Below are 13,443 nucleotides of genomic sequence, written 5' to 3' on the forward strand. Positions count from 1 at the left end.
GGTGGTGTGTCAGGCCGACGGGGTGTCGGCGCTCAGGTCGTTGTCCTTGCTCTCCTTCGTCGCGACGAGGAAGACGGCGCTGACCACGCACAGTGCGATGATGAACAACCCGACCGGGAGGATCGATTTGCCGGACGACGCGAACAGCGACGCCAGGATGACGGGGGTGAATCCCGCGCCGATGAGGGTGGCCAGCTGGTATCCGAGCGAGGCTCCGGTGTAGCGCGCCCGGGTGCCGAACTGCTCGGAGATGAACGCGGCCATCGGACCGTAGGTGGCCGAGTGGCAGATGGTGTAGCCGACGAAGGCGAGCGCGATGAACGGGAACTGTCCCGTGCTGAGCAGCAGGAACAGTGGGTAGACGCTGAGGATCATCGCGCCGAGTCCCGCGAGCATGACCGGTCGGCGGCCGATCCGGTCGGACAGTCGCGCCGATCCGAGGACCAGGAAGATCGCGCAGAACTGGCAGAAGGAGAACGCCAGCAGCGCGTCGGACCGCGGGGCGCCGCTCGACACGGCGTAGGTGATGGCGAATGTGGTGAATGCGGTCTGCATTCCGAAGCTCGCGATGCAGCTCATCGATGCCACGACGACCGCGCGGGGCCGCTTCAGGATGGTGACGATAGGCGGGGTGGTCTCCTTCTTCGCGGATTCCTTCAGCGCCGCCGTGAACAGCGGGCTCTCCGACACCTTGGACCGGATGAACAGGCCGAGGGCCAGCATGAACGCGGAGATCAGGAACGGGATACGCCAGCCCCACGTCAGGAACTGCTCGTCGGGGAGGAGGGACACGGCCGCCAGCGCGAGCGTGCCGAGCAGTGCGCCGGTCGGGGCGCCCGCGTTGGTGAACGCTGCGGCGAAACCGCGCTTGCCGGATTCGGCGTGCTCGAGCGACATCAGCGCTGCGCCACCCCATTCGCCGCCGACGGCGAGTCCCTGGCAGACGCGGAGGATGACGAGGATCACCGCGGCCCAGGAGCCGATCATCTCCGGTGGGGGAATGAGCCCGATCGCGAACGACGCGGTACCCATGACGGTCATCGAGATCAGCAGCATGGCCTTGCGGCCGCGGGTGTCGCCGAAGTGACCGAAGACGATTCCGCCCAGGGGGCGCGCGACGTAGCCGGCGGCGAACGTTCCCATCGACGCGATGCTCGCGGCCAGGGGGTCCAGATCGGCGAAGAACACCGGTCCGAACACGAGGGACGCTGCGGTGGCGTAGAGCAGGAAGTCGTAGAACTCGATGGTGCTGCCCAGGTAGCTCGACAGGATCACCCTGCGAACTTCCTTCTTGCGTTGGGTGGCCGGCATGGTGCCGGCGGTGGCGGTGACCGTCATCGATACTCCTTGGCCGAGCGTGGGACAACAGAGCGGATCGCGTGTGTAGCGCGGATCACAATTAAACATTAATCATTGAACTTGTCAATGGAAGAGATCGCCAACGCTTCTGTGGTAATCCACCCATCAGGCACGCGTGAGCTTGCGCCCGATGATTTCCTTCATGATCTCGGTGGTGCCGGCGTAGATCGGCCCGCCGCGGCAGTCGAGGTAGTCCTGGGCGACGTCGTACTCGCGCATGTATCCGTAGCCGCCGTGCAGTTGGACCGCGCGCTGGACGACGCGTTGCTGCAGCTCGGTGATCCACCATTTGGCCATCGCCGCGGTTACCTCGTCGAGCGTGCCGTGTGCGGCGTCGAGGATGCAGCGGTCGGTGAAGCACTGCGCGATCTCGATCTCGGTGGCGAGTTCCGCGAGGTAGAAGCGGTTGGCCTGGAAGTCGGCCACCCTCTGGCCGAACGCCGTGCGGTCGCAGCTGTACGTCAGGGCCTGGTCGAACGTGCGTCGCATCGACGCCATGGACGTGACGGCCACGCTGAGGCGTTCCTGCGGCAGATTGTGGCGCAGGTAGCCGAAGCCGTCGTTCAGTTCGCCTAGGACGTTCTCGCAGGGGACTCGGACGTCGTCGAATACCAGTTCGGCGGTGTCCTGCGCGGTCAGGCCAACCTTGTGCAGTGGTCCGTTGCGGGTGAAGCCGGCCGTCCCGTGTTCGACCACCAGTAGGCTCACGCCCTTCTTGACCGCTGCCGGATCCGTCTTGGCCACGACGATCACGAAGTCGGCAAGCATTCCGTTGCTGATGAAGATCTTGGTGCCGTTGAGGACCAGATGGTCCCCGTCGGGAAGGGCGGTCGTGGAGATCGCGGCCAGGTCGCTACCCGCGCCCGGCTCGGTCATGGCGATGGCGCCGATCTTCTCGCCGGTGCACAAGGGCGTCAGGAACCGACGCTTCTGCTGCTCGTTCGCCAGCGAGACGAGGTACGGCGTGACGAGGTCGTTGATGCCCGACAGGCCCATCACCACGGCGGGGGCCCCGACGCGGCAGAGCTCTTCGATGACGATGGCGTTGAAACGGAAGTCGTCGATACCGCCGCCGGCGAATCGTTCCTCGACGTTGATCCCGAGGAGCCCGAGCTTTCCGGCCTGACGGTAGACGTCCCGGTCGACCTGTCCCGCATCGGCCCAGTCGCGAAGATGCGGGGCCACGTCACGTTCGGCGAACCGGCGCACCGTTTCCCGGAACGCATCGTGATCGGCGTCGAAGATGGTCCGTTCCAGTGCAACCGAAGACATGCAAGGTTCCTTTCGTCGGCAACGCGTGCGACGCACGCGTGCATACCCGAAAGGAACCTATCTATCAATCATTGATAATGTCAATGATTGAGATTGTCCGGCCGCTGAGCGCCGGTGTCAATACCAGTACTTCCGCCCGCCGACCGCGCGACCCGTCGTACCCAGCAGCAGAAGCACGAGGCCGATGACGAGGAGGATGATTCCGATCGTCGTGAGGATCGAGATCCCCGCGACGAGGCCGATGACGAGCAGGATGATACCGAGAACGATCACGGTCTTCCCTCTTTCGGTTGACGGTCTGGAACTACTGACTCGGTTGCGGCACTTCACAATCGATCTTCGGGTTCACGCCCGCGTAGTTGAGTGGGCCGGCGAGCACGGTGACCGCGATCGTTCCGGCGCTGGCGCAATCGGCCGTGGCGTCCTTGAAGTAACCGCGCTGCCACACGGCAACCGCGCCGATGATCAGCCAGATGATCACGATGAGCGTCACGAGCCGTCCGATACGCATTTCCGACCTCCCGTGTGGGCACCGGTGCCAGTCCGGTGCACGTGTCGAACTCGAACGCTATGTCGACGACGTGTCGGTCGGCTTCGCGTGTGCTCCATGGGTATTCGTGGAGTCCGTGCCGTTTGGGCGAGCGTTGGCGGGACCTGCATCGGTGGTTCGGGCGTCGGTGGCCCGGGCATTAGTGGGCCCCGTTCCGGTGGTTCGGGCGTCGGTGGCCCTGGCATCGTTCGGCGGAGTGTCCGTCTTCTTGACGTCGGGATCGAGCTCGTCGGCCCGCTGCCACTCGTGCTTCAGGTCGTCACGAGACGTGGTCGCCGTGTTCTTGTGCGTCTGCGCATCGACCTGCAGTCTCTTGGCCTCTGCCGCCTTGGCCTCTGCTTCTGCTTGGGCCCTCCTGGCGTTGGCCGAAGTCTCCTCTGCGATCGCCTCGCGCTTCTCGACGACGGACGTCTGCTCCTGCGCCTTCGCGCGGATGCTGTCGGCCTGCTGACGGTTGCGGTCGTTCCGCTTGCGCGATGCCGCAACGGCCAGCGCGATCAGGGCGAGAACGACGACGATCGCGACGATGATCCAGATGACAGTCATGGTGTCCATTGGTTGCTCCCAGCGGTTGTGTTTTTAAAGTACCCCGCGCCGAAACCCGGCAAACAGACCGAGAGCCAATCGCAATCAACCGTCGAATTTCGGCACGACATCAGGGTGCGAGCATGGAGATCCGCTGGATGCGCGCGTTCCTCGCGGTAGCCGAGGTGTCGAACCACGGCCGGGCCGCCGAGTCGTTGCGCATAGCCCAGCCCGCGGCCAGCCAGCAGATCCAGCAGCTGGAGAGGCATCTCGGAGTGAAGCTGTTCGACCGCGGTACGCGACCGATTCGGCTGACCGCCGCGGGCGAGCGATTTCTCGAGCCCTGCCGGGCCGCGCTGAAAGCCGTTGCCTGGGCCGAGCAGTCGGCGTCGGTGACCGATCCCGCTGAGGAGGGCCGCGTACGTGTCGGATTCAGCGGTGCCTACGGCCAGTCGAAACCGCCTCTGTTCGCCCGCACCGTGCGCAAGAGATATCCGAAACTCGAGCTGGTTCTCGACGGGGCGAGACCGAGCGGGCTGATCCTCGACGACATCTATTCCGGCAAGCTCGATCTCGGTTTCGTCTCGGCGGCGCTGTCGTATCCCGAGATCCGGACGAGAGTGATCTCGATCGAACCACTGGGGGGCGCTGCTCTATGCCGACCATCCCCTGGCGAAACGCTCGGAGATCTCGCCGTCCGAACCGCGCGACGATCCGTTCGTCACCAACCCTGCGGCTTCGGGATCCACTCTCCGTCCGGGCGTGCCGGCTGCGTGCCACGCCGCGGGGTTCACACCGGAGATCGCGCAGGAAACGTCCGATGGAACACGCTGACCGCACTGTTGGCGGGCGGCGTGGGCCGACAGGCCCCTGACACCGCTGCAAGAGACCATCCTCGCGCTCGCGGAGGAGCTCATGCCGACGATCGACGAGTTCGACAAGCAGATCTTATCGAAAGTATGCCAAGTTGATCTTGGACCGTGATGAACGTGTTTGGCGAGCGTGCCCGTGCGTCAGCCCCGCAAGGCGGCTTTCGCAAGTTTCCCCGGCAGCCTCGTCGAGCACTACGACTTCTTCATCTACGGGTCGGCGGCCGCCCTGATCTTCCCGACGGTCTTCCTTCCGTCGGAGAGTCCGGCGACCGGCACGTTGGCGGCACCGGCGACATTCGGCGTCGGGTACAACGCCCGCCCGGTCGGGGCCGCCGCCCGTGTATCTCGCCGAAATCGTCGGCGCCGTCGCCGCGTTCGTTCTCTACTTCGGGAGCATGGGTCGTGCCTCGCGCCAGCGAGCTCGCGAACCAGCTGTGCGAAGAACTGGCGGAGTTGCTCGCCCCGCAGTAGCCCGGCATTCCGTTACCGTGAATCGCATGAGCGAGTTGCTGGAACGGAACGGTGTGCGCGGACATCTCCACCGCCCCGCGGGTGACGGTGTGGCGGGGCTGGTCCTGACTCACGGAGCGGGAAGTGACTGCGACACAAAGCTGTTGCGTGCCGTGACGGACGGGTTCGTCGAGCGTGGGGTCGTCGTCCTGCGGTTCGATCTCCCCTTCCGTCAGCGCCGCGCGTCGGGCCCGCCGCACCCGTCGAGGGCGGCCGAGGATCGGGATGGCATCGCGGCCGCGGTGGCCGCGATGCGGGAGCTGGTGACGGCGCCGGTGTGGGCCGGCGGGCACTCGTACGGCGGGCGGCAGGCGTCCATGCTCGCCTCGGAGCGACCGGGTCTCGTCGACGCCCTGTTGTTGCTATCGTACCCGCTGCATCCGCCGGCCAAGCCGGAGAAGCTCCGCACCGAGCACCTGCCCGGTCTCCGCACCCCGTCCGTGGTGGTGCACGGTTCGAAGGACCCGTTCGCGACCACCGGCGAAATGCGGTCGGCACTCGAACTGATCCCCGCACCGACGACGCTCGTCGAACTCGAGGGCGCCCGCCACGATCTGGCCGCGGACAAGTTCCCGGTGGTCGAACGGGCGGTCACGGCCATGCTCGACCTTCTGTAGGGCGGCCGCACGTGGTCGGTATGTTCGGTGAATGAGCAACGTGCAGACGGACGCGCCCCACTGGTTCACCACGGCGTTGGCGTCGCCGGTCGACATCGGCCGGGTCGACGTCGCCGGTGCACAGGTCCACTACCGTGCGTGGGGGCCGTCGGGCTCACCCGGAATCGTGCTCGTTCACGGCGGCGCCGCCCACAGCCGGTGGTGGGACCATGTGGCACCCATGCTGGCGACGGGCCGTCGCGTCGTCGCACTCGACCTGACCGGGCACGGCGACAGCGACCGGCGCGCGGAGTACGGCCTGGAGCAGTGGGCGGAGGAAGCCCTGGCGGTGGCGAAGCCGGCGGGCATCTCGGGAGCGCCGGTGTTCGTCGGGCACAGCATGGGCGGAATGGTGTCCTACGTGGCCGCGCAGCTGTTCGGTGAGGATCTCGCCGGTGTCCAGCTGATCGATTCGCCCGTCCTCGCCCGCACACCGGAGGAGGAGGAAGCGCGGAAGCAGCGTGCCTTCGGTCCGAAGAAGGTCTACCCGTCCAGGGCCGAGGCGCTCGAGCGGTTCCGGTTCGTCCCGCCGCAGGACACTGCGGTGCCCGCGGTCCTGCGTCACGTGGCCGAGAACTCGATGGAGGAGGTGGACGGCGGTTGGTCGTGGAAGTTCGACTCCACGTTCTTCGCGCGCCACAGCAGTGATCACCTGGGCGGATCCGACCCACGCTGCCGCATCGCCTACTTCCGCGCCGAGAACGGCATCGTCACCGACGCCATGATGGACGGCATGCGCCGCCGATTCGGGCCCACCGCTGTGGTGGTCGAGATCCCCGACGCCGGACACCACGTGATGATCGACCAGCCGCTCGCGCTGGTCGTGGGCATCCGGACGGTGCTCGCGTCGTGGGACGTGGAAGATTCCGTGGCCGGGATGCCGGGCTGAATCAGTCGCCGGATCGGACGGCGGCGACGAACTGCTCGATCAGCGCCGCATCCTTCACACCCCGCGAGGATTCGACGCCGCTCGACACGTCGACACCCCATGCGCCGGTCGCGTCGACGGCGGCCCGCACATTGCCGGGATGAAGTCCGCCGGCGAGGATCCACTCGCCGTCTGGTCGGCTCTGGCTCGCCCAGTCCCAGGGCACGCCTGCCCCGGCGGTCGCCCCGTCGACCAGGATGCGGTCGGCGCCGAAATCGCCCGACGTGTCACCGGCGACCACGGCACGGATCACGCCGAGCCCCGCCTCCCGCAGCCGGGCCACGTCGTCGGCGGACTTCAGGTCGTGCACCTGGACGGTTCCGAGACCTGCCGCGGCGGCGACCTCGATCACCTCCCGCACGGGGCTCCCCTTGAACACACCCACCGCGACCGTGGAACCGGTGACCCGGCGGACCAGCGGCGCGGCATCCTCGGGGGAGATCCGGCGGACGCTGTCGGCGAACACGAAACCCACGGCGTCGACGCCGAGGCGCACGGCCAGATCGACGGAGGCCTCGTCTCGCAGACCGCACACCTTGATGAATGTCACCCCGGCAATTTTACCGGTCGCTCCGAGTCGCCGACGCAGTGCGGGTTCGCGCTCTAGGCTTCGTGACGTGGAATGGCTCAGCGACCTCAGCGTGATCTCAGGGCCTCTGCCCTGGATCCTCACGGTGATCGGTGTGCTCGGCGGCGTGTGGCTGCTCGCCGCCCGCGCCCCCTGGTACCGCAGAAAAGCGATTCCGATCTGCCTGGCCGTGTCGGTGGTCGTCACCGTCGTTCTGTACGTGATGGTCGAGAAGGTGCTCCGGCCGTTCCCCGACCCCATCGAGATTTCCATCTACGTGTGGATCGGTCTGGGGCTCTTCGCGATCGTCCTGCTCGTGCCGCGGATCCGCGTCGGCCGGACGGTGAAAGCCGCCGTCGTGTCGGTTCTCGCGGTACTCGCCGTGATTCTCGCGTCCGCGACGCAGATCAACCTGGTGTTCGATGCCTATCCCACGGCGGGCACGGCTTTCGGGGCGGAGCCGTTCGACCGGGTTCAGATGAACGACCTCGGCAGCGCCACCGAGAACGTGGTGACGGGAACACCTCTCGACGCGTCGTGGACCGCCCCGCCCGGAATGCCGAGCGAGGGGCGGGTCCTGACGGCGGCCATCCCCGGAACGGAGTCGGGGTTCGCCGCCCGCGACGCCGAGATCTACCTTCCGCCCGCCTACTTCGCCAACCCGCGTCCCCTGCTGCCGGTGCTCGTGATGCTGGCCGGCCAGCCCGGTTCGCCGGAGGACTGGTTCGCCGGAGGCAAGCTCGCCACCACGATGAACGAGTTCGCCGCGAAACATGGGGGACTGGCTCCGATAGTCGTGGTGGCGGACGGCACCGGCTCGCAGATCGCGAACCCCCTGTGCGTCGATTCGAAGCTGGGCAACGTGGCCACGTATCTGGCGAAGGACGTTCCGTCGTGGGTGAAGTCGAACCTGCAGGTGAATCCGGACCCCGAGGCGTGGGCCATCGGCGGCCTCTCCTACGGCGGCACCTGTTCGCTGCAGATGGCCACCAACTATCCCGACGTGTACCCGACGTTCCTCGACATCTCGGGTCAGGAAGAACCCACGCTCGGCGACCACCAGCGCACCCTCGACGACGGATTCGGCGGTGACGAGGCGGCGTTCGAGCGGGTCAACCCGCTCGATCTGATGGCGTCGAAGAAATACCCGGATTCGGCGGGGGTCTTCGTGATCGGCAGCGACGACGACGCCTACAAGCCGGGGGCCCAGAAGGTCTACCAGGCCGCGAAGGCCGCGGGCATGGACGTGCAGTACGTGGAAGTGTCGGGCGGGCACAGCTTCGCCGTGTGGTCGGCCGGACTGGAGAAGGAAATGCCTTGGCTGGCACAGCGGTTGGGGCTGATCGGCGCGTAGGCGCTCGTCACGGCGGAGAGGGATGAGATGACGGCGGCAGCGGGGGACCTGCGGGTGGGTTCGGCGTTGCCCGACCCGCCGTTCGAGTTCCGGGACGGTGGCGCTCCGGCGGGTTTCGATGTCGAGTTCACGCGGGCCGTCGCGCAGGTCCTCGGCCTCGAATGGTCGCTGGTCCCGTACCGGGGCACCGATTTCAACGGCATCTTCGATGCGCTGGCGGACGGTGAATTCGACTGCATCGCCTCGGGAACCACCGTGACGCCGCAGCGGAGGGCGCGCGCGGATTTCTGCGCTCCGTACCTCGTGTCGGGTCAGTCCCTCGCCGTCGACACCTCGCGGCATCCGGGAGTGCGCGGGGTGGACGACCTGGGCGGTCTGACCGTCGGTGTCCAGCACGGCAACACCAGTCAGCCGATCGTGGAGAAGCTGGTCGCGGAGGGCCGCGTGGGCGCGATCCGGGTCTACGCGTACGACCGGATCGGGCAGGCCCTCGACGACCTGTCCTCGGGCGGGTGCGATGCCGTCATGAAACTCGCGCCTGTCCTCACCTGGCTCGTCCGGGACGGCCCGCACGTGGAAGTGGTCGAACGGGGAATCTCCCGCGAGGAGATCGCCGTCGCCGTCCGCAGGGGTGATCACGCGCTGCTCGAACGCATCGAGTCGGCGCAGCGCACCCTGGCCGCGGACGGCACCCTCGACCGGCTGAGGTCGGAGTGGCTCGACATCGGTGAAACGGGAGGTGGCCCGTCATGACACCTGTCCAAGAATAGGAACGTGTTCTATATTTGCGGCAACCCTTTGTCTCTCAGTGACTGGAGTGCCCGGCATGTATGAGTGGTCAGATACCGACCTGATGTTCCGCGACGCGATCCGCGGTTTCATCGACAAGGAGATTCGACCGCACGTCGACAAGTTGGAGACCGGCGAGCTGCCTCCGTTCGACATCATCCGCAAACTCTTCGCCACCTTCGGCCTGGACGAGATGGCCCGCGATGCGCTGACGAAATCGCTGGACCGCGAGCGCAGCGGGGATGCCGCGTCCGGCGCGAAGGAGGAGAAGTCCGGCGGCCTCGGCGGTGCGGGCAGCATGGGCGTCATCATGAACGCCGAGCTGGCCGGCGTCAGCCTCGGCCTCGTCGCGTCGCTCGGGGTGAGCCTCGGGCTGGCGGCGGGCACCATCCGCAGTCGCGGAACGCTCGCGCAGAAGGAGTGGTGGCTGCCCGGACTGGTCACGTTCGAGAAGGTCGGAGCCTGGGCCATCACCGAGCCCGACTCCGGCTCGGACGCGTTCGGCGGCATGAAGTCGTACGTGCGCCGCGACGGCGACGACTACATCCTCAACGGGCAGAAGACGTTCATCACCAACGGTCCCTACGCCGACGTCATCATCGTCTACGCGAAGCTCGACGAGGGGGACTCGTCCGTCGACCGCCGCGACCGGAAGGTTCTCGCGTTCGTCCTCGACTCGGGTATGGAGGGGCTCACCCAGGGGGCGCCGTTCAAGAAGATGGGCATGAACTCCTCGCCCACCGGAGAACTGTTCTTCGACAACGTGCGCCTCACCCGCGACCGTCTGCTCGGCGAGACGGAGGACGGCGGCAAGTCCGACGGCAAGTCCAGCGCGAAGGAGAGCTTCGCGGCCGAACGGATCGGCATCGCGTCGCTGTCGCTCGGCATCATCAACGAGTGTCACCGGCTGTGCGTCGACTACGCCAAGTCCCGCAAGCTGTGGGGCAAGGAGATCGCCCAGTTCCAGCTCATCCAGCTCAAGCTCGCCGAGATGGAGATCGCCCGCATCAACGTGCAGAACATGGTCTTCTCCGCCATCGAGCGCACCGCGGCGGGCGATCAGGTGAGCCTCGCGGAGGCGTCGGCGATGAAGCTCTACTCCTCGCGGGCGGCCACGGAGGTGGCGATGGAGGCGGTGCAGTTGTTCGGCGGCAACGGGTACATGGCCGAGTACCGGGTCGAGCAACTCGCACGCGACGCGAAGTCGCTGATGATCTATGCCGGTAGCAACGAGATCCAGGTGACCCACATCGCGAAGGGCCTGCTGGCGATGTGACGCGGGGCGCTCGGGAACAAATGTCGTACGGCGTACGTTAGTGGGGTGTCGTCAACGAAAGGAACACCGTGAAGGTCACCGCGAGCGCACTGTCCCTGAACGTCGCAGACCCGAGTGCGTCGGCCGATTTCGCCAAGTCCCACCTGGGCTTCGTCGAGGAGATGGCCGCCGAGGGCTTCGTGTCCCTGAAGCGTGCGGACGTCGGCTTCAATCTGGTCTTCCTGAAGACCGGACTGGAGACCTTCAAGCCCGCGCGGATCGCCGGCGACGCCGGCCAGGGGTTGCTGATCGCGCTCGTCGTCGACGGTATCGACGGCGAATACGAGCGACTGCAGGCGGAGGGCGTCCCGATCGTGACGCCCATCGAAACCGAGCCGTGGGGCGAACGCTACTTCCAGATGAGCGACCCGAACGGGGTGATCATCCAGCTCGTCGAGTGGGTGTAGCGGTCACACCGAGGCGAGGAACGGCTCGACGGCCGCGAGTACTTCGGTACTCGCGGCCACGGCCGTCGAGTGGTCGAAACCGGGCAGGATCGTCAGCGACGCACCGGGAATCAGTGCCGCCACCCGCTGGGTGTCGCCGATCCGCTCGGCGTCGTTCGAGCCGACGAACAACAGGGTGGGGACGGCGATCCCGCGCAGGACGTCGTCGTCCACTCCCGGCTCCACACCGGAACGCCGCATGTACGCGGCGAGCGCCTGCGCGTCGTTCGCCGTGAACGCGGCCCGGGTGCCGGCATCGATCGGCCACGAGCGCCGGGCATTCCACTGCCCCAGGAACGCATCCATGCCGTCCCGTTCGAGGACGTCGATGCAGCCCGGGAAGAACAGGCGGTCGAACGCGCCGGCCTGCGGCCGGCTGCTGCCCCCGCCGACGATCAGGCTCTCCAGCCGTTCGGGCGCCCCGACCGCCAAGGCCAGCGCGACCCGGCCGCCGAGCGAATACCCCAGCACGTGCGCGCTGGGCAGCTCCAGGTGGTCGAGGACCGCCAAGACGTCGCCGCTTACCAGATCCATGGCGTACGCGCTCTCGTCGTGCGGCTTGTCGCTGCGCCCATGGCCCCGCAGATCGACCAGGATCAGCCGGTACCGATCGCGCAGCGCGGCGACGTAGCCGAAACCGCGCCAGATCGCGTGGGAGAGGGCCGTGCCGTGAATGAGAACGAGAGGCTCCCCGTCGCCGACGGTTTTGTACGCGATCCGAACGCCGTCGACGGGATTGGTAGCGTGCTGCACCCGCCCAGTCTGCATCACTCATAGTTCGCGGCCCTCCGACACCCACTGCAGATCCTCCGAACGCGCACCCGCGACGTGGTCCCGCGCCGAGTTCAGCACAGCCAGCTGCGCCGCATCGAGTTCGATACCGAGAGCACCGGCGTTCTCCGTCACCCGTTCCGCACTGCGGGTTCCGGGGATGGGCACGACCGGCAGTCCGAACGCGCGACCCTGCGCGTAGAGCCACGCCAGCGCAACCTGTGCGGGCGTGGCACCAAGGTCGCCTGCGACCGAATTCACCGCCTCCACCACACCGAGGTTCCGCTGCAGCGCGCCCTCCGCGAACCGCGGAAGTGTCCGCCGGAAGTCGTTGGGCACCAGGTTATCTAGGTCGGTGACGGTTCCGGTGAGGAACCCTCGGCCGAGCGGCGAATAGGGGACGAATCCGACTCCGAGTGCGGCCGTGGCCGGCACGATCCGTGCCTCGACGTCGCGGCTCCAGATGCTCCATTCCGACTGGACGGCCGTGATGGGATGCACCGCGTGCGCGGCCTCCAACTCTCCGGCGGTCACCTCCGACAGCCCCAGGTGCCGCACCTTGCCCGCCTCCACCAGTTCGGCCATCGCACCGACGGTCTCCTCGATCGGAACCGACAGGTCGGGGCGGTGCAGGTAGTAGAGGTCGATCGTGTCGATACCGAGCCGGCGCAAGCTGGCGTCCACCGCCTCGTGGACGTAGGCGCGGTCGCCGCGGGTCGAGGCGCCACCCTCGCTCCGCTTCCTCGGATCCCCCAGGATCCCGAACTTGGTTGCCAACGTGACTTCCTCGCGCCGATCCTTCAGCAACTGCGCGATCAACCGCTCGTTGTCGCCGGCCCCGTACACGTCGGCGGTGTCGAGGAAGCTCACTCCGAGATCCACCGCGTGATGCAGTGTCGCGAGAGCCTTCTCCGGTTCGACCCCGCCGTAGACGGGTGTGAGAGCCATTCCTCCGAAACCCATGTCGGAGACGGTGAGCGAGTCACCCAGGGTTGTCGTACCGATGTCCGTCATGCTTCTCCTTCTCGTTGTCGGGCACGGTCGGTGCCCGCGATGAGGGCCCGGTAATGATCGACCTTGGTGTCCAGGGCTGCCAGGGCGTCGTCGAGCCTCGCCTGCTGGGCGAGGATGCGTTCGCGGTGCGCGAGCAGCAACGACAACCGCCGCTCGTGGGTCTCGGCGCCCCGGCCAGTAGCACCGCGAATCGCTGCATGTCACTGGTCGGCATGCCCGTGGTCCGCAGCTTCACCAGTAGTTCGATCAGTCGCACGTCCCGCTCGCTGTAGCGGCGGCGGCGGTCCGAACCCCGCGCGATTCTGGGGATCATCCCCTCGCGCTCGTACCAGCGCAGGGTGTCCTGCGTGAGGCCCGTGATCGCCGCGACTTCCGAGATGCTCACGAACGCTCCGGTCGACTGCTCCAACTGGGTGGCCATGACTGAACCGTACGACCTGGAGTGCACTCCAACGCAAGACCCGGGGCGACTACGTCTCGTCGATCTGTCCGCACCGAGAGCCCGTTTGACGGA

The 13,443-nt window shown here is 67.0% G+C and carries 15 protein-coding genes and 3 pseudogenes; 9 read left to right on the forward strand and 9 right to left on the reverse strand.

The window, feature by feature from the left end:
* Nucleotides 1-9: 9 nt before the first annotated feature.
* From couT to ACFVJ3_RS17895, 5 genes are all read right to left on the reverse strand, one after another.
* Nucleotides 10-1,338, reverse strand: a complete 1,329-nt coding sequence (gene couT / locus ACFVJ3_RS17875) for a p-hydroxycinnamate MFS transporter (RefSeq protein WP_378453290.1) — start codon at nucleotides 1,336-1,338, stop codon at nucleotides 10-12.
* Between the two features lie 126 nt (nucleotides 1,339-1,464).
* The gene (gene couH, locus ACFVJ3_RS17880; RefSeq protein WP_378453291.1) at nucleotides 1,465-2,631 is read right to left on the reverse strand and encodes a dihydro-p-hydroxycinnamoy-CoA dehydrogenase; all 1,167 of its coding nucleotides are present in this window, start codon (nucleotides 2,629-2,631) and stop codon (nucleotides 1,465-1,467) included.
* A 117-nt stretch (nucleotides 2,632-2,748) separates the two neighbouring features.
* Nucleotides 2,749-2,904 (reverse strand): DUF6131 family protein, encoded by a 156-nt coding sequence (locus ACFVJ3_RS17885; protein ID WP_005263616.1) that lies wholly within the window; start codon nucleotides 2,902-2,904, stop codon nucleotides 2,749-2,751.
* A 31-nt stretch (nucleotides 2,905-2,935) separates the two neighbouring features.
* Nucleotides 2,936-3,142: a hypothetical protein gene (locus ACFVJ3_RS17890; protein WP_073362474.1), complete on the reverse strand. Its 207-nt coding sequence runs from the start codon at nucleotides 3,140-3,142 to the stop codon at nucleotides 2,936-2,938.
* A 57-nt stretch (nucleotides 3,143-3,199) separates the two neighbouring features.
* Nucleotides 3,200-3,736, reverse strand: coding sequence for a hypothetical protein (locus ACFVJ3_RS17895; protein WP_378453292.1), 537 nt, complete (start codon nucleotides 3,734-3,736; stop codon nucleotides 3,200-3,202).
* Between the two features lie 128 nt (nucleotides 3,737-3,864).
* On the opposite strand from ACFVJ3_RS17895, the pseudogene ACFVJ3_RS17900 reads away from it, so the two are divergent.
* From ACFVJ3_RS17900 to ACFVJ3_RS17920, 5 genes and pseudogenes are all read left to right on the forward strand, one after another.
* A pseudogene (locus ACFVJ3_RS17900) lies at nucleotides 3,865-3,975 on the forward strand (LysR family transcriptional regulator); the annotation flags it as partial.
* Between the two features lie 418 nt (nucleotides 3,976-4,393).
* Nucleotides 4,394-4,540: a hypothetical protein gene (locus ACFVJ3_RS17905; protein ID WP_378453318.1), complete on the forward strand. Its 147-nt coding sequence runs from the start codon at nucleotides 4,394-4,396 to the stop codon at nucleotides 4,538-4,540.
* A 168-nt stretch (nucleotides 4,541-4,708) separates the two neighbouring features.
* Nucleotides 4,709-4,906, forward strand: a pseudogene (locus ACFVJ3_RS17910) (MFS transporter); the annotation flags it as partial.
* Between the two features lie 169 nt (nucleotides 4,907-5,075).
* On the forward strand, nucleotides 5,076-5,705 hold the full coding sequence (locus tag ACFVJ3_RS17915; RefSeq protein ID WP_378453293.1) for an alpha/beta fold hydrolase: 630 nt from the start codon (nucleotides 5,076-5,078) through the stop codon (nucleotides 5,703-5,705).
* Between the two features lie 31 nt (nucleotides 5,706-5,736).
* Nucleotides 5,737-6,633, forward strand: coding sequence for an alpha/beta fold hydrolase (locus ACFVJ3_RS17920; RefSeq protein WP_378453294.1), 897 nt, complete (start codon nucleotides 5,737-5,739; stop codon nucleotides 6,631-6,633).
* 1 nt (nucleotide 6,634) lies between these two features.
* Here ACFVJ3_RS17920 and ACFVJ3_RS17925 read toward each other — a convergent pair whose 3' ends face one another.
* Nucleotides 6,635-7,222, reverse strand: coding sequence for a phosphoribosylanthranilate isomerase (locus tag ACFVJ3_RS17925; protein ID WP_378453295.1), 588 nt, complete (start codon nucleotides 7,220-7,222; stop codon nucleotides 6,635-6,637).
* Nucleotides 7,223-7,289: 67 nt separating this feature from the next.
* On the opposite strand from ACFVJ3_RS17925, the gene ACFVJ3_RS17930 reads away from it, so the two are divergent.
* From ACFVJ3_RS17930 to ACFVJ3_RS17945, 4 genes are all read left to right on the forward strand, one after another.
* Nucleotides 7,290-8,594: an alpha/beta hydrolase gene (locus tag ACFVJ3_RS17930; protein ID WP_378453296.1), complete on the forward strand. Its 1,305-nt coding sequence runs from the start codon at nucleotides 7,290-7,292 to the stop codon at nucleotides 8,592-8,594.
* 27 nt (nucleotides 8,595-8,621) lie between these two features.
* Entirely contained in the window at nucleotides 8,622-9,347 is a 726-nt protein-coding gene (locus tag ACFVJ3_RS17935; RefSeq protein ID WP_378453297.1) for an ABC transporter substrate-binding protein, read from the forward strand.
* A gap of 73 nt (nucleotides 9,348-9,420) precedes the next feature.
* Nucleotides 9,421-10,659 carry an acyl-CoA dehydrogenase family protein gene (locus ACFVJ3_RS17940; protein ID WP_378453298.1) on the forward strand — a complete coding sequence of 413 codons (1,239 nt, stop codon included), beginning with the start codon at nucleotides 9,421-9,423 and terminating at the stop codon, nucleotides 10,657-10,659.
* A 68-nt stretch (nucleotides 10,660-10,727) separates the two neighbouring features.
* Nucleotides 10,728-11,105: a VOC family protein gene (locus ACFVJ3_RS17945; RefSeq protein ID WP_378453299.1), complete on the forward strand. Its 378-nt coding sequence runs from the start codon at nucleotides 10,728-10,730 to the stop codon at nucleotides 11,103-11,105.
* A 3-nt stretch (nucleotides 11,106-11,108) separates the two neighbouring features.
* Here the strand turns inward: ACFVJ3_RS17945 and ACFVJ3_RS17950 are convergent, their stop codons facing one another.
* The 3 genes and pseudogenes from ACFVJ3_RS17950 to ACFVJ3_RS17960 all read right to left on the reverse strand — a co-directional run bounded on the left by ACFVJ3_RS17950 (nucleotide 11,109) and on the right by ACFVJ3_RS17960 (nucleotide 13,350).
* A complete protein-coding gene (locus ACFVJ3_RS17950; RefSeq protein ID WP_378453300.1) occupies nucleotides 11,109-11,912 on the reverse strand; it encodes an alpha/beta fold hydrolase in 804 nt (267 codons plus the stop codon).
* 3 nt (nucleotides 11,913-11,915) lie between these two features.
* Complete coding sequence (locus ACFVJ3_RS17955; RefSeq protein WP_378453301.1) at nucleotides 11,916-12,929, reverse strand: aldo/keto reductase; 1,014 nt, start codon at nucleotides 12,927-12,929, stop codon at nucleotides 11,916-11,918.
* Nucleotides 12,926-13,350 (reverse strand): annotated as a pseudogene (locus ACFVJ3_RS17960) (MerR family transcriptional regulator). Before ACFVJ3_RS17960 ends, ACFVJ3_RS17955 begins: the two are co-directional and overlap by 4 nt.
* Between the last annotated feature and the right edge of the window lie 93 nt (nucleotides 13,351-13,443).

Source organism: Rhodococcus sp. NPDC127593 (genome assembly GCF_042671975.1).
In the GTDB taxonomy this organism is placed as follows: Bacteria; Actinomycetota; Actinomycetes; order Mycobacteriales; family Mycobacteriaceae; genus Rhodococcus_F.